Here is a 24,137-nt window from a genome sequence, read left to right as displayed (position 1 = left end):
CAAGCCCGCAGCGAGACAAGCGGCGGCAAATCGGCGCTGCATTGCGGCACATAAGAGTTATGGGATGACACCGGCGCGCAGCCTTTCTATAAGGCGCGCAAATCTCCCCTATTTCATGTCAGATGAGTGAACAGGACAGCCCATGACCATTCAAGTTTTCGGCCATAAATCCCCCGATACCGATTCCACCGGCTCCCCGATTATCTGGGCCTGGTACCTGAACGAGGTGAAAGGCGTCGCCGCCGAGCCCAAACTGCTGGGCGAGCCGAACACCGAAGCGGCGTTCATGCTGGAGCGCTGGGGCTTTGAGAAGCCCGCGATCATCGAGGACGTGGCCGATGACGCCGCGGTCGTGATCGTCGACACCAACAACCCGGCCGAGCTGCCCGCCAACATCAACGGCGCCGACGTGCAGGCTATCATCGACCACCACAAGCTGGTCGGCGGCCTGGAAACCAAAGGCCCGATCGACATCACCATCCGCCCGCTGGCCTGCACCGCCACCATCATGGTGGACCTGATGGGTGACGACGCCGCCAAGATGCCCGAGGCGATCAAGGGTGCCGCCCTGACCTGCATCCTATCCGACACGCTGGAGTTCCGCTCGCCCACCACCACCGCGCATGACAAGGCCGTGGCCGAAAAGCTGGCGGCGGATCTGGGCATCACCATTGCCGACTATGCCGCCGAGATGTTTGCCGCGAAATCCGATGTGTCGTCCTTCTCCGACGCAGAGCTGCTGCGCATGGATTCCAAGGAATACGAGGTCGACGGCACCAAGTTCCGTGTCTCCGTGCTGGAAACCACCGCGCCGGCCGTGGTGCTGGACCGCAAGGCCTCGCTGATGGAGACGATGACCACCGTGGCGGCCGAAGACGGCGTCGATCAGGTTCTGCTGTTCGTGGTCGACATCCTGAACGAGGAAGCCACCCTCTTGGTCCCGAACGATCTGGTGAAGAGTGTGGCCAAGAAATCCTTTGACGCGGACGCCGATGGCGACACCGTGGTGCTGCCGGGTGTGATGTCACGCAAGAAGCAGATCATCCCGAACCTGAAGGTCTGAGCGGCAACCGCCGCCACCTGAGGCAAAGGGCACCCCGCCGGGTCAGCCCTTTGCAGGGCTTGACGCAGCCCGCGACGATACCAGTTCTGCGTGCGGCAGCATGTTGAGCCAAGGCTCCCGAAGCAATCTTCGGGAGCCTTTTTTAAACGTCCTCTCAGCGGGAAAAGCGGAAGTGCGCTTCTGATTTGTCCCAGCTTTGGTCTTGGCAGCACTCAGGCTCCAGCGTGATCCCGCCGCGATTGGAGCGCGAGCATGACAAATCCCATCACACTAGCCATTCCGACATGCCCGATAAAAGAAGACTGCGTGTAGGCGCCGAAACCCATCATGAACGTGCGCCCGACGACTGGGGCAAGAAGACCCTGGGCCACAAACCACAGAATAAACCCGGCGATTGCACCTGACAGGATAAGGTTGGTCCGCGACACAAGATGCGTCAACCACACGAACGCTGCAAACCCGGCGGCACCGATCATGAAGTGGACGAGGAATCCGACCCAATACGGCACAGTGGCTCCCAAAGCCAACTTAATAAGGGCAACAACCAGGTTCGCAGGAGCAAGAGAAACACCGAACAACAGTGGCGAGATCAGCCATGCGTAGATCTCGAACGAAATTTCGCCGGCCAAACCGGCCAACATCAGGTTTCTGAAGAAGTGAGGTGTCATCATGCCGTTGTGTTCTTTCTGATTTTCTCGCGAGGCTGCGATGCGGGTCAGCTTTGCTCTTAGGCTAGAGTTGGCGACAGTCACCGCACGCCTCTTGGCCCGCACATAAGGTGCCCGTGAATGCGTGTAGGGGATGAAACGGCTCCGGTGCCGCAGCACGGTCTCTAGCCTTTATTGAGTGTTCGCTCAAAACACTTAGTTTAACGGCCAATCAAGAATCGGTGTCCTCGCGGCGCGCATCGCGGTCGGCTGTGCCACCATCTGCAAAAAGGCGCCCCGCGGGGCGCCTTTACTCAGACTGCGTTATCGGCCTCTCAGCGGTAGCGCCCGCCCGCCTGCAGCACCTCGATCTGGTAGCCGTCCGGGTCGGCGATGAAGTAGAACTTCGCCAGGATATTTTCCCCGTCAGGCTTGAATTCGACGATGTCGCGCGGCGCGTAACCGGCCGCCTTTGCCGCGGCGTGGGAGGCTTCGAGGTCCTCGACCGCAAAGGCCAGATGACCATAGCCGTTGCCCAGCTCGTAAGGCGTCTCCTGCCCCTTGTTGACCGTCAGCTCCAGCTCAAACGGGCTTTCGTCGGTCGCGAGGTAGATCAGGCTGAAGCTCTCGAAATCGAACCGGTCGCGCAGCTCCATGCCGAATACCGCCTTGTAAAAGGCCAGTGCGCGCGTCTCGTCCAGCACGCGGATCATCGAATGAATTGGTTTTGCCATCATGTTTCTCCGGTTGCCCCGGCGGGGCGGTGGTCTCTCCCTGGCATGGGTTTAGCGGCAATGCGGGTGCGGCGAAAGCGGTTGCCCCATGGCATTGCGGGCGCGGCTCGGGCATAAGCGGGGGAAACCGCCTCAGGAGATCGCCCATGACCCAGATCATCAATTCCCTCGCCGACGTCTCCAGCCGTTACAAGGCGCTGTTCGTGGACCTGTGGGGCTGCGTGCACAACGGTATCACCGCCTTTCCCGAGGCTGTCGCGGCGTTGCAGGCCTACCGCGCGCAGGGGGGCATCGTGGTGTTGCTGACCAATTCGCCCAAACCCCGCGCTGGCGTGGCCGCGCAGCTGGGAGAGTTTGGCGTGCCGGACGATGCCTATGACACCATCGCCACCTCCGGCGACAGCGCGCGGGCGGCAATGTTCACCGGCGCGGTTGGCAACAAGGTTTACTTCATGGGCGAATGGGAACGTGACGCAGGCTTCTTCGAGCCGCTGAACGTGATCCACGACCCGGTGGAGATCACCCGCGTGCCGCTGAAGGAAGCCGAGGGCATCGTCTGCTGCGGGCCGTTTGACACCCAGGCCCACCCGGATGTGAACCGCCCCGATTTCCTTTATGCCAAGCAGATGGGACTGAAGCTGCTCTGCGCCAATCCCGACATCGTGGTGGACCGCGGCGAGACGCGCGAATGGTGCGCCGGCGCGCTGGCGCGGCTGTACACGGAAATGGGCGGCGAGAGCCTGTATTTCGGCAAACCGCATCCGCCGATCTATGACCTGGCACGCCGTCGCCTGGCGGATCTGGCCCATGACATCGCGGATGGCGACATTCTGGCCATTGGTGACGGCCCGCACACGGATGTGGCCGGCGCGATGGGCGAAGGCATCGATTCCCTGTTCATCACCGGCGGCCTGGCCGCGCGGGAGACCAAGACCGACACGCAGCCCGAACCCGATGCGCTGGAGGCGTTCCTGGAGAAGGAGCAATCCGCCCCGACCTATGCCATTGGTTTCCTGCGGTAATACCGCAGCGCGTCACGAAAACGGTCAGACTTCCCCGCACCCGCCGCAACTGGCGGGGGTTTTGATTTGAGAAACCCCTTGATTTTCTGCAACTGCAAAGTAATAAAGTTGCGCAGGCGAGCAATTTTGCGCGCAAATATTTCAACACGCCTGCGGCCACAACGGCACCCGGGCGGGACGACGGGAGGACCGGATGTTGGACAACATGCCGCGCGGCACCATCTGCATTGAGGACATCGAGATGGGGATGGTGCGCTATCTGCGCAAAACCATCACCGACGAGGACATCGAGAAATTCGCGCAGGTCTCCACCGACCGCAACCCGGTGCATCTGGATGACGCCTATGCGCAGGACACCATCTTTGAGGGCCGCATTGCCCATGGCATGCTGACCGCGGGGTTGATCTCGGCGGTGATCGGCGAGCAGCTGCCCGGCCATGGCACCATTTACATGAGCCAGTCGCTGAAGTTCCTGGCCCCGGTGCGCCCCGGTGACATGGTGCTGGCAGAGGTCGAGGTCACCGACATCGTGATCGACAAGCGCCGCGTCAAGCTGAATTGCCGCTGCATCGTCGATGGCAAGAAGGTGCTGGAAGGCGAGGCCATGGTGCTGGCGCCGTCGCGCAAGTTCGACTGAGCCGAAGCGCCCGTCAGTCGGCTGGTCGGGCGCAGCCGCCGCCAATCGGGGGCGTTGCCCCCTCGGCCCGTGCCGGGCCTCACCCCCAGAGTAGTTTTCACCAGAAAGAAACGGCCCTGGCAGCCGTTCGGGTGCCTGCACGCATCAGTTTCGTCCGCCGGGGGGCCATTGGTCCCGGGCGGTTTTGCGCATCTGGTCTGCGCCATTTCAAGCTGTGTGCGCGGATCCCGTGAAGGATGGCGGCGCCGCCGGGTGGAGGTGGACAGACCCCTCGGGGCCTGCTCGGACAGGAGTTCCTGAACGACCCCCTTTTTATCGGGGCCGGTCTCCGGGTGATACGCGGGCGGCCACACAGTTCGCCCTGCGCTTGGTATCATGGCCTGCGGGCCATGGCGGGTGATCGATCGGCAGGCAGTATGGCTCTGCCGCGTAAGGATCGCGTGAAGGCCGCGTTCGGCGGCGGCGCAACACCTAGCGTCCTGGACCGATCCGCCCGGCCCGCGTCCTGCGCCGTCACTGGCCGCTTGAACCGGCGGGCGGCTGCGGATAGGCATGCGCCATGCGTATCGTCAGAGATTATCAATTCGTCGAAGATCAGGACCGGGGCGCCACCGTCGCCATCGGCAACTTCGACGGCGTGCACCTGGGCCATCAGTCGGTGATCGAGCTGGCCCGCAAGGCGGCCCCCGATGCGCCGCTTGGCGTGATGACCTTTGAACCCCATCCGCGCGAGTATTTTGCCCCCGACAGCCCGCCGTTCCGGCTGATGCGTGCTGATGCGCGGGCGCATCGGCTGGAGAAGCTGGGGGTGGCGCGGCTATATGAGCTGAATTTCAACACCGCCCTGTCCAGCCTGACACCTGAGGAATTCGCCCGCGACGTGATCGCCAAGGGGCTCGGTCTGCGCCATGTGGTGGTGGGGGCTGACTTCTGCTTTGGCAAGGCGCGCGCAGGCAATGCCGAGGATCTGAAACGGTTCGGCGAACAATACGGCTTTGGCGTCACCATTGCGCCGCTGATGGAGTATTCCGAACATGCGGTCTCCTCCACCGCGATCCGCAATGCGCTGAGCGAGGGGCGCCCGCGCGACGCCAAGGAGATGCTGGGCCATTGGCACCGCATCGAAGGCATGGTGATTGGCGGCGAGCAGCGCGGCCGCGAGCTGGGCTTTCCCACCGCAAATATGTCGATCGACGGGCTGCATCAGCCGCGCTTTGGCGTCTATGCGGTGCTGGTTGACGTGCTGGACGGTCCGCACAAGGGCAGCTACTTTGGTGCCGCCTCTGTCGGGGTTCGGCCGATGTTTGGCGGCGTGGTGCCCAATATTGAAACCTATGTGTTTGATTTCTCAGGCGACCTATATGGCGCCACCCTGTCGGTCGGGCTGGTGGAGTTCCTGCGCCCCGAGCTGAAGTTCGACGGGCTGGATGCGCTGATCGAACAGATGGACGCGGATTGCGCCCGCGCCCGCGACCTTCTGGCAGCGCTATGAAACGGGGCAAGGACGTGATCGACCGTTCCGGTCTGAGCCAGCGCTTCTGGGAGAAGAAGCCGCTGGACAAGCTGAACCAAGAGGAATGGGAAGCGCTGTGCGACGGCTGCGGCAAATGCTGCCTGAACAAGCTGGAGGACGAGGAGAGCGGCGACGTGGCGCTGACCCGTGTGGCCTGCCGTCTGCTGGATGACAGCACCTGCCGCTGCTCGCAGTATCCGATCCGGCATCAGTTCGTGCCGGAATGCATCGTGCTGAAGCCCGAGAACCTCGACACCCATGCCTATTGGATGCCCGAGACCTGCGCCTACCGGCTGCTGTGGCAGGGCAAGCCGCTGCCCGAATGGCACCCCTTGCTGACCGGCACGCCTGAGAGCGTGCATGAGGCCGGTGTTTCGGTGCGTGGCTGGACCGTTTCCGAGTTTGAGATTTCCGAGGATGAGTGGGAAGACCACATCATCGACGAGCCAACCTGATTTCAGATCACGCCTTATACGCAAGGAGTATGTGCCATGCATTTCGCCTCTGACAATTCCGGCCCGGTGCCGCAGCAGATCCTGGATGCGCTGGCTGCGGCCAACCAGGGCTATGCCATGGGCTATGGGGCCGATGTGCAGATGGAGCAGGTCACCGCCCGCATCCGCGAGATTTTTGAGGCCCCCGAGGCGGCCGTCTATCTGGTGGCCACCGGCACTGCCGCCAATGTGCTGGCGCTGTCGGCGCTGTGCCAGCCCTGGCAGACGATGTTCTGTACCCGGCAGGCGCATATCAACGTGGATGAATGCAACGGGCCGGAGTTCTTCAGCGGCGGGGCCAAGCTGACCACCGTCTGCGAGGCCGACAAGATGACCGCGCAGGATCTGCGGGCCGCACTGGAGGGCGAGGAAAACCGCGGCGTGCATGGACCGAAACGCGGCCCGGTGTCGCTGTCGCAGGTGACCGAGTTTGGCACCGTCTACACGGTTGAAGAACTCAACGGGCTGGGCGATGTCGCACGCAGTTTTGGCCTGCCGGTGCATATGGACGGCGCGCGTTTTGCCAATGCGCTGGTGTCATCGGACTGCACCCCGGCGGAGATGACCTGGAAGGCGGGCGTCGAGGCAGTGTCCTTTGGCGGCACCAAGAACGGCTGTTTGGGCGTGGAGGCGGTGGTGCTGTTTGATCCGGCCCGCGCCGAGGAGTTCGAGTACCGCCGCAAGCGCGGCGCGCATCTGTTCTCCAAACACCGCTATCTGTCGGCGCAGATGCTGGCCTATCTGAGCGATGATCTGTGGCTGCACAACGCCCGCGCCGCCAATGCCAAGGCCGCGCGGCTGGCCACGGGTTTGGCCGCGGTGGGGGCCGAGTTTAGCCACCCGGTGCAGGCCAATATGATCTTTGCGGCCCTGCCCCGCGCCACCCACCGCCGCCTGTTCGAGGCCGGTGCTGCCTATCACCTGTGGGATGGCGGCATGGAGGGGCCGGAGGACGAAATGGTGACCGCGCGCTTTGTCTGCGACTGGTCTGTGCCGCATGAACAGATCGACACCTTCCTCGCGCTGCTGTAGCCGTCAGGTGGCGGTAAAGTTGCGCGCCAGTCCGGCCGCGAAACTGTTTCTGCGATAGCCCAGCCCCACCTGCCGGGTGACCGGCTCTGCCAGCGTCAGCGGGGTGACGGTGATGCCGGGGTGCGCCTGGCCGTGCGACACCGGCACCAGCGCAATGCCCAGACCCGCCGCCACCAGCTCCAGCAGCTGGGCGTCATGCACCGCCTCGGCGGCGGTGGCGAACAACCCCTCCGCCTGGCGCAGTGCCTGATCGGCAGCGGGGCAATAGGGCCGGGCGATCAGCGCCTCATTCCCCAGATCCTGCGGCGTCAGCGCCGCCTGCCCGGCCAGCGGATGGCCCAGCGGCAGGGCCACACCATAGCTGTCCTGCCACAGCGCGCGAAAGGCAAAACCGCGCGGCAGGCAGTCCTGTGAACACATCAGAAGATCGGCACGCGCGGCCTCCTCCGTGAACTGCAGCGTCACCGCCCCTTGCTGCCGCAGCGCTCGCAGACCGGGCTGGAACCGCGCCGGGAAGATGTCGGGCTGGCAATGCACGCGCACCAACCGCGCCGCCCGCCCCGCCATGTGCTGCTGCATCCGGTGCAACTGCGCCAGCACCGCCGCCGATTGCTGGTACAACTCATGCCCCAGCGCCGTCGCGGTCAGCCCGTCGCCGCCGCGCAGGAACAGCTTGCCACCATATTGCGCCTCCAGCCGGGCAATGGCCGCGGACACCGTCGGCTGGCTGACCCGGCTCAACCGTGCGGCAGCACTGAAGGTGCCGGCCTCATAGGCGGCGTGAAAATAGCGCAAGGGAGCGAGATCTGTCATAGGTCATGACTATAGCGATTATAGTCACTACAGCAATTCTATATAGCCAGAGGAACTGGCAGCCTGCGGCGGCAACTGTTGAGGAACACACCATGACTGAGACTGCCCCCGCACTGACGGCACCCGCCGCCGAAGCGCCGCTGATCGACCGCCTGCTGCGCCTGTTCGAGGCCGGAGACCCGGCGCTGATGGCACTGATCGCGCCGGACGTCGATTTTCGCATCGATCACTACCGCGACGAGGCCGACACAAGCTGGCAACAGGCGCGGGATCTGCACGGCTTTGGCGCGGTGCTGGCCCGGCTGGGCCAGGAGGTATTTCCACAAGGCACCACCATCACCGGGTTGGACAGCACAGCACTGGGGGATGGCTGGCACCAGACCCGGTTTCAGCAGCGGTTTCACTATGGGCTGCGCGGCTGCGAGGTGCAGAGCGAAACCTTCATCCTGTCGCATGAGACGGGCGGCAAGATTGATTTCTTCCGCGAGGTGGTGACCCGCACCATCAATTGCTGACGCCGCGCCCGGCTCCTTGGGCCGGGGGGGCGCGCTGGCGGGCCTTAGGTCCGCCAGAACCGGCGCAGAAGCGACGCCGTCTGTTGTGGGTGGGTCACCGGCAGCATATGCCCTGCCCCGGGCATCGCGGCGCATTGTGCCTGCGGCAGACGACGGCTGAGCCCGCGGGCGATCACCGCCATCACCGCAGGACTCTTGCTGCCGTAGATCAGCTGCACCGGCATCGTTACCGGCTCCAGCGCGCCGGGGGCGAGGGTGCCGTTTTCGTCGTCATAAAGGGTTGCGTGGCTGGCCGGGATCACCGGCATCGCCCGCATCATTGCTGCTCGCGAGGTCTCGGGCAGGTCCGGCCACTTGGGATGGCCCGGCCCCCACATGCGGTTGAACAGCCGCGTGGCGCGCTCCAGCTCACCCGCAGCAAAGGCTTCATCGAAGGGTCGGCTCTCGGCCTCGGTCGCGGCCAGCAGTCCCGGATCGTCGGTACGGGCCACGGCAAACAATACCGGTTCGATCAGGGTCAGGCTGCGCACCAGGTCGGGCCGCGCCATTGCCATGCGCAGCGCCACCGTCGCGCCAAAGGAATGGCCGATCACGTCCACTGGCCCCGCCTGCGCCAAGGGCTCGAGCTGTGCAAGGCCCGCTGCCACATTCAGCAGCTGGTAATTGCCCTGCCCGTCCCAGTCCGGGCTGCGCCCGTGGCTGAGCATGTCATAGGCGGTCAGGGTCACCTCCTGCTCCATGACCGCGGCGAGGCCGCGCCAGGCACCGGAATGGGCCAGCGAGCAATGCACCGCCAGCAAGGGTCGCGGCCCCTGCCCGAAGGTGCGCGCAAAGATCCCCTGCGGCATATCCTTCACGCTGCCGCTCCGGCCAGATGCGCATCCAGTGCCGCCAGCCGATCCTGACCCCAGAAGCGCGCGCCGTCCGCCGTCACCCAGAAGGGCGCGCCAAAGACGCCAGCGGTGACTGCATCCTCGAGGTTTTGCGCATAGGTTTCCGCGCCGGCCAGGAGCCCGCTGTCCGCCAGCGCAGGGTCAAAGCCGGCGCCTTCAAGGCACGCGCGGATCACCGCGTCCTCGGCAATGTCTTTTTCCTGCGCCCAGCAGGCCGCCAGGATCGCGGTGACCAGCTGCGCCAGATCGCCGTTGCCCGCCGCCTGGGCGGCGATGATCGCATAGGACGACGGGGCGGCATTGGTGGGCCAATGGGCCGGTTTGAGCGTGATCGGCATCTCCAGGGCGGCCGCCTGGCGCTGCATTTCGATCATGCGGTATTCCTGTCGCGCCGGGTGGCGCTGCGCGGGCGGGGTGCCGCCGGTGCGCGGAAACAGCGCTAGAATGTCCAGCGGCTTGAGATTGAGCGTCACGCCATGGCGCGCGGCAATCTCCCACGGGCGCCTGCCGGCCAGATAGGTAAAGGGCGACAGGGTTGAGAAGTAAAAATCCACGGCTGCCATCGGTTGTTTCTCCCGGTAATAACTTTGCGCGAGGGTAAGTGCATGATAAGCGGGGTTCAATATCACGAATCTGACACATTGCCATTGCTGCCTGGGGATCACAGCCAATGCCGACCTTGAACGAACCCAAGCTGATTGCTGGGAACGCCAATCTTCCTCTTGCCCAAGCCATCACCCGCCGGATGAGCATGCACCGTGGCGTTGACCAGGGTCTGGTCGATGCCCGCGTGGAGCGGTTCAACGACGGGGAAATCTTCGTCGAAGTTTACGAAAACGTCCGCGGCGAGGACATGTTCATCATCCAGCCGACCTCCAACCCGGCGAATGACAACCTGATGGAGCTGCTGATCATCTCCGATGCGCTGCGCCGGTCTTCGGCCCAGCGGATCACCGCGGTGATCCCCTACTTTGGCTATGCCCGTCAGGACCGCCGCACCAAGGCGCGCACGCCGATTTCGGCCAAACTGGTGGCAAACATGCTGACCGGTGCCGGCATCGAGCGGGTGCTGACCATGGACCTGCACGCGGCGCAGATCCAGGGCTTCTTCGACATTCCGGTGGACAACCTCTATGCCTCGCCGATCTTTGCGCTGGATGTGAAAAACCAGTTCAAGGACCGCATGGACGAGCTGATGGTCGTCAGCCCGGACGTGGGCGGCGTGGCCCGTGCGCGTGAGCTGGCCAAGCGGATCAACGCGCCGCTGTCGATTGTCGACAAGCGTCGCGAAAAGGCCGGCGAAGTGGCTGAAATGACCGTGATCGGTGATGTGAAGGACAAGATCTGCCTGATCATCGACGACATGTGCGACACCGCCGGCACGCTGTGCAAGGCCGCGCAAGTGCTGCTGGACAACGGTGCCAAGGAAGTGCACGCCTATATCACGCACGGCGTCATGTCCGGCCCGGCAGTGGAGCGGGTGACCAATTCGGTGATGAAGTCGCTGGTGCTGACCGATTCCATCCAGCCGACCGAGGCCGTGGCCGCCGCGCCCAACATCCGCATCTTGCCCACCGCGCCGCTGTTCACCCAGGCGATCCTGAACATCTGGCACGGCACCTCCGTGTCGTCGCTGTTCGAGGACAAGACGCTGGTGCCAATCTACGAGAGTCTTTACAGCAACGGCGGCTGAGGCTGCCCGCAACGAACGCTCTTGCAAAGCCCCGCAGATTTGCGGGGCTTTTTCGTTGTGTATGGGGTGTCAGGCAACAGCGCCGCGGCGGCGGCGGCGGCGGTGCAGCGCAGCCAGGGCCGCGCCAGCCGACAGCAGCGCCGCCACGCCCGCCGCCGCGGCGAAGGTACCGCCATAGCCCCACTGCCCGATGGCAGGCGTGCTGGCCACGGGCGACAGGAACTGCCCCAGAAACACCGAGCCGGTCAGGATCGCCCCGGCAGTGCCGCGGCGGCGCGCAGGTGCCAGCGCCAGCGCAATGGCCACAAAGCCGGGTGACACGGTGGCATATCCGACCCCCACCACCATCGCCCCGAGCAGCGACAGCCCCGCACTGCCCTGCTGCGACAGCACCAGCAGGCCGCAAGCCAACGCGGCATACCCCATGGCAAAGATCGCCGCATGGGAACACGCTCCCTTGAACCGGCCGTAAAACAGCGCCGCGAGGCCACCGCACAGCGACAGAAGCCCCAGCGCAGCGCTGGTCATCAGGGCACTGTTCAGCCCCTGCGTTTCAAAAAAGAACGGCAGCTGCGTCGGCATCATGAAGAACAGACCATTGGTCAGCATCTGGAGCGCCGAGACCCCCAGCACCAGCGCCAGCCAGGCCGGATGGCCTGCCGCTTCCCCTTCAGCCGGCGGCGCTTGGCTGCGGGTCGGTTCGGCTACGTGGCGCCAGACCGCGTACAGGCAGACCAGCGCCAGCGCGTAAATCAGGAACGGCAACCGTGGTGACGCCGTTGCCGCCAGACCCGCAAGACCGATGAACAGCAGCCCGCCGAAATTGCGCGCCGAGATCTGCAATCCGGTCAGCGCGTGCCGCCGCGCGCCGGTGAAATAATCGCCGATCAGCGCGGTCTGCGCGGTCATGATCAGAGCCACCGCGATCCCCAGGCCAAAGCGGCTGACCAGAATCGCATACAGCCCCGGCAGATAGGCGCCGGCGGTGCCGCAGAGCACAAACAGCGCCACCCCGGCCAGCAACACCCGCCGCCGCCCGGCCCGGTCGGCCAGCCACCCTGCCAGCGGCGCCATCAGCACCACCGCAAGCGAAGGCGCGGTGACCAGCAGCCGCACCAAGAGACCCGCATCTGGCCGGGCGGCAAATTCCCGCTCCAGCCCCGCCAGCGCCGGGCTGATGGTGGCATTTGCCATCACCGTCAGGCTGGCCGCCATCAGCAGCGCAACCGCACGCGGATCGCGCCAAAGCGCACCGTTTTCCGTCGTCATCAGGGAGTTTCCTTGTCCTTTTCCGTGAAGGCTGGCACTCTGCCAATTCAAGTTAGCTTGAGGTCAAGGATGAAACTTCTGGATATTGGCGAGGTCAGCAAGCGGTCCGGCGTGGCCCCCTCGGCCCTGCGGTACTACGAGGAGATCGGATTGATAACCGCCGCCGGGCGCCGCGGGCTGCGGCGTCAGTTCGGGCCGGAGGTGCTGTTGCAGCTGTCGCTGATCACCCTGGGCAAGGCGGCGGGGTTTTCGTTGCAGGACATTGCCGGGATGTTCGGAAAGAAGGGCCAGCCGGAGCTGCCGCGCGATCAGCTGCGCGCCCGCGCCGATGCGCTGGAGGCACAGATCGAGGAGCTGGCGATCCTGCGCGATGCGCTGCGGCATGTTGCGGAATGCCCGGCGCCAAGCCACCTGGAATGCCCCAAGTTTCAAAGGCTTCTGCGCGCGGGACGGCTGACGGCGGTGGTTTAATCGACGTCCCAGTCGTCCGCAAAAGGCAGATCCCCAATTGCCATCCAGGCGGCACGCAGCCGGGCGGCGCGGCTGTCGGCCCAGGTGCGGAAGACGATGTCAAAACCGTCGCGGGTGATGTCCTCTGCCACCAGTTCCGCCCGGATCGCCGCCGACGTGTCCATGTCCCACATCGAGACGGAGACCTGCACGGCGGGCGGGCTTGCGAAGCTCTCAGAAAATTGCACCCGGCATCGCCGTTCACGCGGGCCGGTGCCGGTCCACATCTCTCCGCCGTCCTCGAAATCGGAGAACACCACCGCATCCCCCTGAAGGATCCCCGTCCGGGGATTTCGCAATCTCTTCATTCCACGTCTCGACCACCACACCTGCCCCGGCATGCTAGCCTGTCGTCCGGCGAAAATCAGCAGGAATACGCGCAGCGGTAAAAAAGGTGTTGCCATGCGCCGCAGTTATCCGCTGCGGAGCCCGCCGCCTTTGGCGGTGGCGCGGCACCTGGGGCTGGGACGCTGTCAGCTCTCCTCAGCGCTGAGCGCGGTGCTGAGCTGGGTGATTTCCTCCAGCCGGGCGGAGATCCGGTCCTGGAACTGGCCCAGCTCATCAATGATCGAGTTCAGCGACTCGCCGACGTTGCCCAACCGCGCGCATTCGATCTTGCACAGAACCCGCGTGGTGGTCAGCGCCATGAAATGGCGGTGCAGCGTCAGGCAGGCCTTCTGGATGCGTCCGGCCTCGAACCGCACGTCGCGCAGGCTGCTGCCGGCCTTTTCAACCTGCTCCGCCGTCAGTTGCGCCAGAATTCCCTGTTCGCGGGCAATGTCGATGGCGGTGGCGGTGGCGGTGGCATTGTCTTCCTGGTCCAGCTGGCGATCACATTCGGTCAGTATGCGGGCCAGCCCCTCGACAAAGATGGCGGCAGTGACCGTGCCCTTGATGGCACGGAAATTGCTGTCCTTGCCCCAGACATGCGCCTCGAACCAGCTGGCCATCTCACGCGACATGGCGCTGTAGTTCTGCGACAGCACGGTGACCGGTCCACCCGCAGGCTCAATCCGCGAGGCGATCACACGCAGGTTGTGGGGGATGGTGCGCATGGATTCGAAATCCTGCACCAGACCTTCGGTTTCCTGCACCAACCTGTCGGCGGTGGCGAACATGGCGCGGCGTTCGACGATGCGCTCATCCGCGGGGCGGTTCAGCCCGGCGTCACGGGCCACCAGCTCCTCGGCCAGGGCGTGACCGGCAAAGTCATTGTAAGTGGCATAGCCCAGCTCCCGCAGCCGCGACAGCAACCGGTCGGCGCTGTCCTTGGGTTCCAGGCCTTCGCTCTGCTCGGCGCGGCGCAGCTGGGCGTACTCCTGCTGCATGGTCTTCAGCAGCGGGCTGGAGGGTTTGATCCGGGCCGACAGGTAGCCCCCTTCGCAAGGGGTGATGACGGCAAACACCCAGTAATAGCTGCCGTCGCTGGCCCTGTTCTTGACATAGGCGCCAACGGTGCCGCCGTCGCGGATGGTGTCCCACAAGAGCTGGAACACGCCGCGCGGCATGTCCGGGTGGCGGATCAGCTTGTGCGGCGCACCCAGCATGTCCTCCAGCGCATATTTCGACACCCGGCTGAACACCGTGTTGCCGGCCAGGATGACACCACGGGCATCGGTTCGGGAGAAAAACACTTCATCCAGGGCAAAGGCGGCCTCTCGGCCTCTGGTTTGCGGGGCCAGCGTGCGATCTTCAAAGGACACGTTTCGGTTCCTGTCAGTGAAAGGGTCTGCGCAAACCTGTCTAGCGACGACAGATTTTCAAATTGCTAATGCCGCAGGCCCGGGCTCCGCCGGGCCTGCGAGGCCGGTTCAGGCGGCTGCGCTGGTGGCCTGGCCGGTGGCTGTACCCGGTGCGTCCAGCGTCACCCCCAGACGGGTCAGGATCGGCAGGCGGCGGGCCGCAAAATTGCCGGCGCGGGCGCGCAGCAAGGCGAGGTTTTCCGCGTCGCTTTCCAGCACGCGCCCCTCATGTTGCAGGCGCTGGCCCTGCGGGGCCAGGATACGCCAGACCAGCGCGGCCCAGTCGGAGGGGGTCTGCTCGCCTTCGCTGCGGGCCAGCAGGAACAGCTGTTCAAACCGGTCCAGCGCCACCCCGCCGCCGGTGACAGGCGAGGCCAGAAAGCGCAGGGTGTCGCTGTCTACTGCCCGTTTGCACACCGCCATGTTGAAGCGTTGGCAGCTGGCGCCGCGCTGTGCCAGATCGTCCTGCGGCAGGCAGGGCGCCAGACAGCCGGTGCCAATCAGGACTGTCAGCATACGGCAGATGCTGCCCCATTCCATGGTGCCGAACACCCCCTGATCCAGCAGAGCGCGCACGGTAGCCGGCCCCTGCGCCAGAGCGGTGAGGACCGGCGCGTAATTTGCAGGCTCCAGCGCGAGGGTCTGCCCGCGGTGTTGGAATTCAAGCTTGCCGCCACTGTAGCCGCGGGTCAGCGCCAGCGGGGTTTCGAACCAGCCGCCGATTTCGCCACGCGGCGTATGTGCCAGCTTGCCCTTTACAAAAATGTCGGTGCGAAAATGCTCGTTCAGCAGCAGGTCGCGCAGACCCTCGCGGCGCGTCGGGTCGCCCTCGGCCGCCAGCAGCGCCTGCTGATCTGCGGTGAAACGGACATCGTCGCGGTTGTCGAGCGGGCTGGCGGCGCCGAGGAACTCAAGCTTGGCCTGGCCCATGGCGGCGCTGAGATCCTCGAAATAGAAGGGTGACCAATCGGCATTGAAGTATTCATGCGCCAGGTAGTTGACCGGCATTTTCTGCATCTGCGACAGGCGTTTTCCCATCTGCCGGTTCTTGGAAAACACCCCGGCCCCGACTTCCTGCAACTGGCGCGCGTGCCTGAGCGCCTCCTGGATGCGGGCGGGCAGCGGGCCGCTGGCTTGTTCCACATGGCCGAGCAGCATCTGGCGCAGCGGCAGCGCCGCCGCCCAGCCCGGCATCGCGTTGTAGCTGACATAGACCAGTCCGCCCGGTTTCAGCCGATCGGCGATGAATCGCAGGATGTGTTCGCGGTTCTCGGCCGAGACCCAGCTGAACACCCCGTGCAGCGCGATGACATCAAAGCTGGCCGGCAAGCCTTCAGTCTCCGCGAAGTCGGCAAAGCAGCGTTCATGGAACTGCACGTTGTCCAGTGCAGCTTCCTGCGCCAGTTCACGGGCGCCGGCGATATGGGCGGGGCTGAAGTCCATGGCGTGGAAATCGATATGCGGATTGGCCGCAGCCAGCAGATTGGCGGAAAACCCCTGCCCGCAGCCCAGTTCGCAATAGGCCAGCCGCGGCTGGCCCAGCCCATGGCGATGGCCCTGCGCGGTGGCGCAGAAGGCGAGGCCCGCGGGTGTCAGCTGGCTGTGGAAGTCGTGGGTGTAGTCGATGTCGGCGACATAGCCGGAGGTCCAGTCGGTCACGGAGAATCCTGCATCTTGGGAGCATATGTTGCAGGGTAATTTTTAGAAAATTGATGAGAATTGCGTTAAAGGTTCGAAAATATACGGGGCATGGGAGCCTTGGCCTACCACCGCGCGGAGGCTGCGCTGTTCGTATGATGCAACCGGGCAGGAAAGCTCCCGCCCGGTTCTTTGGTCCGCAGTTCAAATTCAGGGCTGCAGTCTCGAACGGATAACCGAAATCATCCACATCGCGCCGGGTCCCTTCCCTGAAACCGAAGGAGGTGCAGAAACGCACTGCCTGTTCGTTGCCGGTGTAGACCTCAAGCGAAGGCCCACCTTCGCGCTACAAGGCGCGCGCGATGAGCTTGCGCCCCACGCCCATGCTCTGCCGGGTCGGGGACACGAAAAACCCGCCGATATGACCACCCAACAGACTGTTGAACCCGATGGGTTGGCCGGCACTTTAGGCGACCGATGTTTCCGAGCTCGGAAGATATTCTTCCTCGATCAGCTCGCGCTGCGCCAGTAGCCGCAGCTTGCCTATGAATGGATGCGCCTTCAAGGATGCGTCGAGCCAGATGCCCGAGAGTCGCTCCATGTCCGTTCCTGCGTCGAACGGACGGATCACGATATTTAGATTTTCCATGATACTTCCATAGAAAGAATGCAAAGAGGTTCGGCAGTGACGGTGCCAAGCGATACCGCTGCCTGCGGTTCAATCGAAGCCTCTGTGCATTGGTCTCCTTCTACGGGTGCCTGAAGAATGAGATGGCGCCCAGAAATCGTCAATGATCGCAAAAAGCCGGCTTAAGGTTCGCCGGACGGGCAGAATTTGGCCACGGAAACACAGCGCATCGGCCAGCCCACCGACCAACAAAAAAACCGGCCCCCTTGCGGGAGCCGGTTTCAGAATCGTCCAATCCGCGCTGGATCAGAGGGACATATGGGTGCCCAGGGCTTCCATATCGGCCAGCAGCTTGGCTGCGTCCTCGACCAGGCCGTGGGGCTGGTCTTCCTCTTTCGCGGTCTTGTACATCTCGCGGGCTTCCTCGATCAGCGCGTTCATCTGATCGCGGTCCATCTCGGCCATCGGGATCGCGCGTTCGGCCAGAACCGACAGGCTGTCGCCCGCGATTTCGGCAAAACCACCGGTCACCAGATACTCCGAATTGCCTTCCGGGCTTTCGACCTTCAGCACGCCGGGGCGCAGGGTGGTGATGGTCGGCGCATGCTGTGGCATCGCCGTCATGTCACCCTCGGCTCCGGGGATCAGAACCGCGCTTGCCTGCAGCGAAGCCAGGCTCCGCTCCGGGCTCACGAGGTCGAATTGCATCGTTTGTGCCATTTGGGCCTCCTTTCAGGGTTCCCCCGCCCCCGGCAAAGGGCGCGGGGGAAAATCCATTCTTAGGCGGCTTCCGCAGCCATTTTCTCGGCTTTGGCGATCACTTCGTCGATGCCGCCAACCATGTAGAAGGCGCCTTCGGGCAGGTGGTCGTATTCGCCGGCCACAACTGCCTTGAACGAGGCGATGGTGTCTTCCAGGGAAACCTGGACACCGTCGGAGCCGGTGAAGACCTTTGCCACGTCGAACGGCTGGGACAGGAAACGCTGGATCTTACGCGCACGCGCAACGGTCAGCTTGTCCTCTTCCGACAGTTCGTCCATGCCGAGGATCGCGATGATGTCCTGCAGCGACTTGTAGCGCTGGAGGATCTGCTGAACGTCGGAAGCCACTTTGTAGTGCTCTTCGCCAACGATCTGCGGGTCCATCAGGCGCGAGGAGGAGTCGAGCGGGTCCACAGCGGGGTAGATGCCGAGTTCCGAAATCGCACGGTTGAGAACGGTGGTCGCGTCCAGGTGGGCAAAGGTGGTTGCCGGGGCCGGGTCGGTAAGGTCGTCCGCGGGAACGTAGACGGCCTGGATCGAGGTGATCGAGCCGTTCTTGGTGGAGGTGATGCGCTCCTGCATCGCGCCCATGTCGGTCGCCAGGGTCGGCTGGTAGCCCACCGCCGAAGGAATACGGCCCAGCAGAGCCGACACTTCGGAACCGGCCTGGGTGAAGCGGAAGATGTTGTCCACGAAGAACAGAACGTCGGTGCCGGACTGGTCGCGGAACTGCTCGGCCAGGGTCAGGCCGGTCAGCGCCACACGGGCACGCGCCCCCGGAGGTTCGTTCATCTGACCGTAGACCAGGGCCACCTGGGATTCTTCCAGGTTGTCCGGCTTGATCACGTTGGATTCAATCATTTCCCAGTACAGGTCGTTGCCTTCACGGGTCCGCTCGCCAACACCGGCGAACACGGAGTAGCCCGAGTGCACCTTTGCGATGTTGTTGATCAGTTCCATGATGAGAACGGTCTTGCCCACGCCGGCACCGCCGAACAGGCCGATCTTGCCGCCCTTGGCGTAAGGCGCCAGCAAGTCGATGACCTTGATGCCGGTCACCAGAACCTCGGATTCGGTGGACTGGTCGTTGAATTCCGGTGCGGGCTGGTGGATCGCACGGGTTTCGTCGGCGTTGACCGGGCCTTTTTCGTCAACGGGTTCGCCGACGACGTTCAGGATGCGGCCCAGGGTGGCGTTGCCGACCGGGATCGAGATCGGCGCGCCGGTGTCTTGCACCGCCTGACCACGGACCAGACCTTCGGTCGCGTCCATCGCGATGGTGCGGACGGTGTTTTCGCCGAGGTGCTGAGCCACCTCGAGAACGAGGGTCTTGCCGTCGTTCTCGGTGTGCAGCGCGTTCAGAATTGCGGGCAGTTGGTCGTCAAACTGGACGTCCACAACGGCGCCGATGATCTGGGTCACCTTGCCTTTTGCTTGTGCCATTTGTTGGTCTCCGGTTGTCTCTTAGAGCGCCTCAGCGCCCGAAATGATTTCAATCAGCTCGTTGGTGATCACGGCCTGACGGGAACGGTTGTACTCGATGGTCAGCTTGTCGATCATCTCGCCCGCGTTGCGGGTCGCGTTGTCCATCGCGCTCATCCGTGCACCCTGTTCGGATGCACCGTTTTCCAGCAGTGCCGAGAAGATCTGGGTCGCCACGCCACGCGGCAACAGGTCCGCAAGGATCTGCTCTTCGCTTGGCTCATAGTCATAAAGCGCGCCCGTGCCTTCTTCTTCCGACGGCTCGAAGGTGGCCGGAATGATCTGCTGTGCGGTGGGGATCTGGGTCACGACGTTGACGAACTCCGCGTAGAAGATCGTGGCAACATCGAATTCATCCGCATCAAAGCGGGCGAGGATCCCCTTGGCGATGTCCTGCGCATTGGCGTAACCAACCCGCTTGACCTCGCTCAGGTCCACATGGCCGATGAAGTCATCGCCCAGGTCGCGTTTCAGGGCGTCGCGGCCCTTTTTGCCAACGGTCAGGATCTTGACCGTCTTGCCCGCGGCCTTCAGCTCCGCCGCCTTCTGACGGGCGAGCTTGGCAATGTTCGAGTTGAAGCCGCCGCACAGACCGCGCTCGGCAGTCATCACGACCAGCAGCTGCACCTGATCCGAGCCGGTGCCGCGCAGCAGCTTGGGCGCGGTATCGCTGCCACCAACCGAGGCCGCCAGCCCCGCCATCACGGCATTGAACCGCTTGGCATAGGGACGGGAATCCTCGGCAGCCTCCTGGGCGCGGCGAAGTTTCGCCGCGGCCACCATTTGCATGGCTTTGGTGATCTTGCGGGTCGATTTGACCGACGCGATCCTGTTTTTAAGGTCCTTGAGATTCGGCATAGCCTCATCCTCCCCTTAAGCGAAGCTAGCGGCGAACTCGTCCAGCGCAGCCTTGATCTTGTCAGCCAGCTCGCCCTTCACCTTGCGATCGTTTTCGGTGATGTCGGCGAGCAGGTCGGCATGTTTGCCGCGCAGGTGGCTCAGCAGGCCAGCCTCGTAGCGGCCCACGTCCTTGACGTCGACCTTGTCGAGGTAGCCGTTGGTGCCGGCAAAGATGACGCAGACGATTTCCGCGTTGGTCAGCGGCGAGTACTGCGGCTGCTTCATCAGCTCAGTCAGGCGCGCACCACGGGCCAGCAGCTGCTGGGTGGCGGCATCCAGGTCGGAGCCGAACTGGGCAAAGGCCGCCATTTCGCGGTACTGGGCCAGCGACAGTTTCACCGGGCCGGCCACGGAGGACATCGCCTTGGTCTGGGCCGAGGAGCCAACACGCGACACCGACAGACCGGTGTTCACGGCGGGGCGGATACCCTGGTAGAACAGTTCGGTTTCCAGGAAGATCTGACCGTCGGTGATCGAGATCACGTTGGTCGGAATAAACGCGGACACGTCGCCGCCCTGGGTTTCGATGATCGGCAGCGCGGTCAGCGAACCACCACCAAAGTCTTCGTTCAGCTTGGCCGAACGCTCCAGCAGGCGGGAGTGCAGGTAGAACACGTCACCCGGATAGGCTTCACGTCCCGGCGGGCGGCGCAGCAGCAGCGACATCTGACGATAGGCCACGGCCTGTTTGGACAGGTCATCATAGATGATCAGCGCGTGGCGGCCATTGTCGCGGAAGAATTCCGCCATTGCGGTTGCGGCATAGGGGGCCAGGAACTGCAGCGGTGCCGGGTCGGACGCGGTTGCGGCCACCACGATGGAGTAGTCCATCGCGCCGGTTTCTTCCAGCTTCTTCACCAGCTGCGCCACGGTGGAACGCTTCTGGCCCACGGCGACGTAGACGCAGTACAGTTTCTTGGACTCATCGTCGCCAGCAGCGTCGTTGTACGACTTCTGGTTCAGGATGGTGTCGAGCGCGATCGCAGTCTTGCCGGTCTGACGGTCGCCAATGATCAGCTCACGCTGGCCACGGCCAACGGGGATCATCGCGTCGACGGATTTCAGGCCGGTCGCCATCGGTTCGTGCACCGATTTACGCGGGATGATGCCCGGCGCCTTCACGTCGGCAATGCCGCGGGTGACGTCGGTGATCGGGCCCTTGCCGTCCAGCGGGTTGCCCAGACCGTCCACAACGCGGCCCAGCAGACCGTTGCCAACCGGCACGTCCACGATGGAGTTGGTGCGCTTGACAGTGTCGCCTTCTTTAATGTCGCGGTCGGAGCCGAAGATCACGATACCGACGTTGTCGGCTTCGAGGTTCAGCGCCATGCCCATGATGCCGCCGGGGAATTCGACCATCTCGCCGGCCTGAACATTGTCGAGGCCGTAGACACGCGCGATACCGTCACCGACGGACAGCACGCGGCCGATTTCCGCCACTTCGGCTTCTTGACCAAAATTCTTGATCTGGTCTTTCAGGATCGCAGAAATCTCTGCTGCTTGGATACCCATTTATCCGACCTCTTTCATTGCATTCTGTAGGGAGTTGAGCTTGGAGCGGATCGAGCTGTCGATCATCTTCGAGCCCACTTTAACGACAAGTCCGCCGATGATGGAGGTATCGACGGTGGCATTGATGGTGACTTTCTTGCCCACGCGCGCCGCCAGAGTTTTGGCCAGCTTTTCACTTTGGGCTTTGGTCAGCGCCTTGGCGGAGGTCACCTCGGCGGTGACTTCACCGCGGGCGTCAGCGAGCCGGGCACGCAGCGCGTCAAGCAGCGCGGGCAGCACGTGCAGGCGGCGTTTGTCGGCCATCAGCGCCAGGGTGTTGCGCAGGACGGGGTCCAGCCCCATCTTGTCTGCCACGGCGGTGATCGCGGCGCCCTGCTCCTCGCGCGAGATGAGCGGAGAGCGGATCAGGCTATTGAGGTCGTCGCTGTCAGCCAGCGCGGCTGCCAGATCATTGATGCTGGATTCAAGGCTGTCGAGCGCCTTGTTCTCTTCCGCGATGTCGAACACCGCGGTGGCATAGCGCGCAGCAATGCCTGCAGAAATCGAAGCTGGTTCGGACACGTCCACCCTTCCGATATGTTTTTGGCCCCGGTTGGCATGCCTGGCAACAGACGGCGTCCGGGGGCGTGAGTCAGCCCGCCCTAGGCAGCGGGGCGTTGAAATCAGCGTGGGTCTAGCAGAGCGGATGCGACCTATCAACTGTCTATAACGGTATTGAAAGAATGCGAGTTCCCCAAGTTTTCAAACACTTGCGGCGAGTGCGGCCCTTTGACCGCAATATATTCCGCAAAAACTGCCACGGAACCTCAGCAATTCGCGATTCCGAACGGCCGAATCCGCCGCAAAATCGTTACACCAGCGCCGCCGCAGCCCCGCGTCAGCCCCCCTTTCAGAGCAACGCGGATTTTGGGAAACCAAATCGGGGCAGGTTCAGGCCGGTTCCGGCAGCGGGTTCGACAAGCCCTCCAGCACCCGGATCGGGTTCGGCGCGCGCGGGCGGACAATGTGGCCCTTTTGCGGGTGGGTGTGCTTGCTGACCTCCACCATGAAGACGCCCCCCGCCAGCATCGCGGGCAAACGGTTGCCCATGCGTTCCAGCATCGCGCCGGACTTCAGCCAGAAACGTCTGTTGCTGGGCAACCGGTAGAGCGCGGCGGTGTGCTGTTCGATGGTGAAGTCGTGATCGCGCAGCTGCCCCTCCAGCTGGCGCAACGTATAGGGGCGGCCAAAGCCGAACGGTGTCAGGTCCGACCGCGCCCACAGGCCCGCCCGGTTGGGCACGATGAAGATCGCCCGCCCCCCTGGCCCCAGGACCCGACTGCATTCTTCCAGCAACTTGCCCGGCCGCTCCGAGGTCTCCAGCCCGTGCAGCAGCACCAGCCGGTCGATGCGGCCGGTCTCCACCGGCCAGCTGGTTTCCTCGCACAGCACCGAGACATTGGGCTGACCGGCCGGCCATTGCATCACCCCCTGCGGGCCCGGCATCAGCGCCATCACCCGGCGCGCCTCGGGCAGGTAAGGACGCAGGAGCGGCGCGGCAAAGCCGAAGCCCGCCACCGTCAGCCCGGCGGCCTCTGGCCACAGCTGTTGCAGACGCCCACGGATCGACGCCTGCGCCGCCCGGCCCAGCGTGCTGCGGTAATAGAAGTTCCTGAGATCCTGAACATCAAGATGCATTGCGGGCGCCTGCTGCTTCGGCCAATCTGAGGTCAGTTTAGCAATGTAAAGGCGAATGACCATGCCTCTTGAGATCATCACCCTGCCCTGCCTGTCGGATAACTATGCCTTTTTGATCCATAATCCCAAGTCGGGTGAAACCGCATTGGTCGATGCGCCCGAGGCTGAGGCCGTGAAGGCGGCCTTGTCGGCGCGCGGCTGGGGGCTGGACTGGATCCTGCTGACCCATCATCATTGGGACCACGTGGACGGGGTGGCGGCGCTGCGCGAGACCTATGGTGCCAAGGTGATCGGTGCCAGCGCCGATGCCCACCGGCTGCCGCCGCTGGACCAGATGGTGCGCGACGGCGAGAGCTTTTCGCTGATGGGGGAGACGGTGCATGTCTGGGACGTATCGGGCCACACGGTCGGCCATGTGGCGTTTTACCTGCCCGGCACTGAGGCCGTTTTCACTGCCGACAGCCTGATGGCACTGGGCTGCGGCCGCCTGTTCGAGGGCACGCCTCAGCAGATGTGGGCCAGCCTGTCGCGACTGGCAGCACTGCCGCCGCAGACCATGGTTTATTCGGGCCACGAATACACCCAAGCCAATGGCGCCTTTGCCGCGACGATTGATGCCGGCAACCCGGCGTTGCAGGCCCGCCTCGACGATATCGCCACAGCCCGCGAGGCAGGCCGCGCCACGGTGCCCTCCTCGCTGCAACTGGAACTGGACACCAATCCCTTCCTGCGCCCGCACGACCCCGCGATCCGCGCTGCATTGGGCATGGAAGCTGCTGAAGACGCAGAAGTTTTTGCAGAGATTCGCAAACGCAAGGATGATTTCTGACAGAAACAGGCGGTATCCGCGCGCAACAGGGCCAAAATAAATGTGACCGCAAAATGAAGAAAAGACCTTGAAGCCGGCGCTCTATCAACCAAACTCTAACCTTATAAGCACATGGTTGAACTGAGGAGTTGGT

Annotated in this window: 27 protein-coding genes; 10 read left to right on the top strand and 17 right to left on the bottom strand. The window is 63.8% G+C overall.

The genetic code is table 11. The annotated features are described in order from the left end of the window. The first annotated feature begins 142 nt into the window (after window positions 1–142). A complete protein-coding gene (locus tag AC0IPL_RS06035; protein WP_474272777.1) occupies window positions 143–1,063 on the top strand; it encodes a manganese-dependent inorganic pyrophosphatase in 921 nt (306 codons plus the stop codon). A 212-nt stretch (window positions 1,064–1,275) separates the two neighbouring features. Here AC0IPL_RS06035 and AC0IPL_RS06030 read toward each other — a convergent pair whose 3' ends face one another. Together AC0IPL_RS06030 and AC0IPL_RS06025 are read right to left on the bottom strand one after the other, a co-directional pair. Continuing rightward, entirely contained in the window at window positions 1,276–1,815 is a 540-nt protein-coding gene (locus AC0IPL_RS06030; protein WP_474272775.1) for a hypothetical protein, read from the bottom strand. A 230-nt stretch (window positions 1,816–2,045) separates the two neighbouring features. Continuing rightward, window positions 2,046–2,444 carry a VOC family protein gene (locus AC0IPL_RS06025; protein ID WP_474272774.1) on the bottom strand — a complete coding sequence of 133 codons (399 nt, stop codon included), beginning with the start codon at window positions 2,442–2,444 and terminating at the stop codon, window positions 2,046–2,048. 146 nt (window positions 2,445–2,590) lie between these two features. On the opposite strand from AC0IPL_RS06025, the gene AC0IPL_RS06020 reads away from it, so the two are divergent. From AC0IPL_RS06020 to AC0IPL_RS06000, 5 genes are all read left to right on the top strand, one after another. After that, complete coding sequence (locus AC0IPL_RS06020; protein ID WP_474272773.1) at window positions 2,591–3,466, top strand: TIGR01459 family HAD-type hydrolase; 876 nt, start codon at window positions 2,591–2,593, stop codon at window positions 3,464–3,466. A gap of 193 nt (window positions 3,467–3,659) precedes the next feature. After that, window positions 3,660–4,103 carry a MaoC family dehydratase gene (locus tag AC0IPL_RS06015; protein ID WP_474272771.1) on the top strand — a complete coding sequence of 148 codons (444 nt, stop codon included), beginning with the start codon at window positions 3,660–3,662 and terminating at the stop codon, window positions 4,101–4,103. 559 nt (window positions 4,104–4,662) lie between these two features. Beyond that, window positions 4,663–5,595, top strand: a complete 933-nt coding sequence (locus AC0IPL_RS06010) for a bifunctional riboflavin kinase/FAD synthetase (RefSeq protein ID WP_474272769.1) — start codon at window positions 4,663–4,665, stop codon at window positions 5,593–5,595. Continuing rightward, entirely contained in the window at window positions 5,592–6,071 is a 480-nt protein-coding gene (locus AC0IPL_RS06005; RefSeq protein WP_474272767.1) for a YcgN family cysteine cluster protein, read from the top strand. Before AC0IPL_RS06010 ends, AC0IPL_RS06005 begins: the two co-directional genes overlap by 4 nt. Before the next feature lie 36 nt (window positions 6,072–6,107). Beyond that, a complete protein-coding gene (locus AC0IPL_RS06000) occupies window positions 6,108–7,142 on the top strand; it encodes a threonine aldolase family protein (RefSeq protein WP_474272766.1) in 1,035 nt (344 codons plus the stop codon). A gap of 3 nt (window positions 7,143–7,145) precedes the next feature. Here the strand turns inward: AC0IPL_RS06000 and AC0IPL_RS05995 are convergent, their stop codons facing one another. Beyond that, window positions 7,146–7,955, bottom strand: a complete 810-nt coding sequence (locus AC0IPL_RS05995) for a LysR family transcriptional regulator (RefSeq protein ID WP_474272764.1) — start codon at window positions 7,953–7,955, stop codon at window positions 7,146–7,148. A gap of 92 nt (window positions 7,956–8,047) precedes the next feature. Here AC0IPL_RS05995 and AC0IPL_RS05990 point away from each other — a divergent pair, with 92 nt between their 5' ends. Beyond that, complete coding sequence (locus tag AC0IPL_RS05990) at window positions 8,048–8,470, top strand: hypothetical protein (protein WP_474272763.1); 423 nt, start codon at window positions 8,048–8,050, stop codon at window positions 8,468–8,470. Between the two features lie 44 nt (window positions 8,471–8,514). On the opposite strand, the gene AC0IPL_RS05985 is transcribed toward AC0IPL_RS05990, so the two are convergent. Together AC0IPL_RS05985 and AC0IPL_RS05980 are read right to left on the bottom strand one after the other, a co-directional pair. Further along, a complete protein-coding gene (locus AC0IPL_RS05985; protein WP_474273193.1) occupies window positions 8,515–9,318 on the bottom strand; it encodes an alpha/beta fold hydrolase in 804 nt (267 codons plus the stop codon). A gap of 5 nt (window positions 9,319–9,323) precedes the next feature. After that, window positions 9,324–9,926, bottom strand: a complete 603-nt coding sequence (locus AC0IPL_RS05980; protein ID WP_474272760.1) for a DsbA family protein — start codon at window positions 9,924–9,926, stop codon at window positions 9,324–9,326. Window positions 9,927–10,033: 107 nt separating this feature from the next. Here AC0IPL_RS05980 and AC0IPL_RS05975 point away from each other — a divergent pair, with 107 nt between their 5' ends. Beyond that, complete coding sequence (locus AC0IPL_RS05975; protein ID WP_474272757.1) at window positions 10,034–11,056, top strand: ribose-phosphate pyrophosphokinase; 1,023 nt, start codon at window positions 10,034–10,036, stop codon at window positions 11,054–11,056. 69 nt (window positions 11,057–11,125) lie between these two features. On the opposite strand, the gene AC0IPL_RS05970 is transcribed toward AC0IPL_RS05975, so the two are convergent. Continuing rightward, window positions 11,126–12,325, bottom strand: coding sequence for an MFS transporter (locus AC0IPL_RS05970; RefSeq protein WP_474272754.1), 1,200 nt, complete (start codon window positions 12,323–12,325; stop codon window positions 11,126–11,128). A gap of 69 nt (window positions 12,326–12,394) precedes the next feature. Between AC0IPL_RS05970 and AC0IPL_RS05965 the strand changes: the two genes are divergently transcribed. Continuing rightward, window positions 12,395–12,796, top strand: coding sequence for a helix-turn-helix domain-containing protein (locus tag AC0IPL_RS05965; protein WP_474272752.1), 402 nt, complete (start codon window positions 12,395–12,397; stop codon window positions 12,794–12,796). On the opposite strand, the gene AC0IPL_RS05960 is transcribed toward AC0IPL_RS05965, so the two are convergent. From AC0IPL_RS05960 to AC0IPL_RS05910, 11 genes are all read right to left on the bottom strand, one after another. Continuing rightward, complete coding sequence (locus AC0IPL_RS05960) at window positions 12,793–13,143, bottom strand: H-type lectin domain-containing protein (RefSeq protein ID WP_474272750.1); 351 nt, start codon at window positions 13,141–13,143, stop codon at window positions 12,793–12,795. The genes AC0IPL_RS05965 and AC0IPL_RS05960 overlap by 4 nt on opposite strands. A 165-nt stretch (window positions 13,144–13,308) precedes the next feature. Then, window positions 13,309–14,538 (bottom strand): PAS domain-containing protein, encoded by a 1,230-nt coding sequence (locus AC0IPL_RS05955; protein WP_474272748.1) that lies wholly within the window; start codon window positions 14,536–14,538, stop codon window positions 13,309–13,311. 108 nt (window positions 14,539–14,646) lie between these two features. Then, window positions 14,647–16,236, bottom strand: a complete 1,590-nt coding sequence (locus AC0IPL_RS05950) for a methyltransferase regulatory domain-containing protein (RefSeq protein WP_474272747.1) — start codon at window positions 16,234–16,236, stop codon at window positions 14,647–14,649. A 325-nt stretch (window positions 16,237–16,561) separates the two neighbouring features. Further along, window positions 16,562–16,621 carry a hypothetical protein gene (locus tag AC0IPL_RS05945; RefSeq protein ID WP_474273191.1) on the bottom strand — a complete coding sequence of 20 codons (60 nt, stop codon included), beginning with the start codon at window positions 16,619–16,621 and terminating at the stop codon, window positions 16,562–16,564. 60 nt (window positions 16,622–16,681) lie between these two features. Beyond that, on the bottom strand, window positions 16,682–16,864 hold the full coding sequence (locus AC0IPL_RS05940) for a GNAT family protein (RefSeq protein WP_474272745.1): 183 nt from the start codon (window positions 16,862–16,864) through the stop codon (window positions 16,682–16,684). Window positions 16,865–17,149: 285 nt separating this feature from the next. Next, complete coding sequence (locus tag AC0IPL_RS05935) at window positions 17,150–17,563, bottom strand: F0F1 ATP synthase subunit epsilon (RefSeq protein ID WP_474272744.1); 414 nt, start codon at window positions 17,561–17,563, stop codon at window positions 17,150–17,152. A gap of 59 nt (window positions 17,564–17,622) precedes the next feature. Next, on the bottom strand, window positions 17,623–19,047 hold the full coding sequence (atpD, locus tag AC0IPL_RS05930) for a F0F1 ATP synthase subunit beta (RefSeq protein ID WP_474272742.1): 1,425 nt from the start codon (window positions 19,045–19,047) through the stop codon (window positions 17,623–17,625). Window positions 19,048–19,068: 21 nt separating this feature from the next. Continuing rightward, complete coding sequence (locus AC0IPL_RS05925) at window positions 19,069–19,944, bottom strand: F0F1 ATP synthase subunit gamma (protein WP_474272741.1); 876 nt, start codon at window positions 19,942–19,944, stop codon at window positions 19,069–19,071. A gap of 15 nt (window positions 19,945–19,959) precedes the next feature. Next, window positions 19,960–21,498 carry a F0F1 ATP synthase subunit alpha gene (gene atpA, locus AC0IPL_RS05920; protein WP_474272740.1) on the bottom strand — a complete coding sequence of 513 codons (1,539 nt, stop codon included), beginning with the start codon at window positions 21,496–21,498 and terminating at the stop codon, window positions 19,960–19,962. Continuing rightward, the gene (locus AC0IPL_RS05915) at window positions 21,499–22,059 is read right to left on the bottom strand and encodes a F0F1 ATP synthase subunit delta (protein WP_474272739.1); all 561 of its coding nucleotides are present in this window, start codon (window positions 22,057–22,059) and stop codon (window positions 21,499–21,501) included. A 369-nt stretch (window positions 22,060–22,428) separates the two neighbouring features. After that, the gene (locus AC0IPL_RS05910; protein WP_474272737.1) at window positions 22,429–23,175 is read right to left on the bottom strand and encodes a methyltransferase domain-containing protein; all 747 of its coding nucleotides are present in this window, start codon (window positions 23,173–23,175) and stop codon (window positions 22,429–22,431) included. Window positions 23,176–23,230: 55 nt separating this feature from the next. Between AC0IPL_RS05910 and gloB the strand changes: the two genes are divergently transcribed. Next, a complete protein-coding gene (gloB, locus tag AC0IPL_RS05905; RefSeq protein WP_474272735.1) occupies window positions 23,231–24,004 on the top strand; it encodes a hydroxyacylglutathione hydrolase in 774 nt (257 codons plus the stop codon). The last annotated feature ends 133 nt before the right edge of the window (window positions 24,005–24,137 follow it).

The organism is Leisingera sp. SA32 (assembly GCF_056033425.1).
The sequence above is the reverse complement of the archived record's forward strand: the minus strand, read 5'-3'. Positions and strand labels throughout refer to the sequence as shown.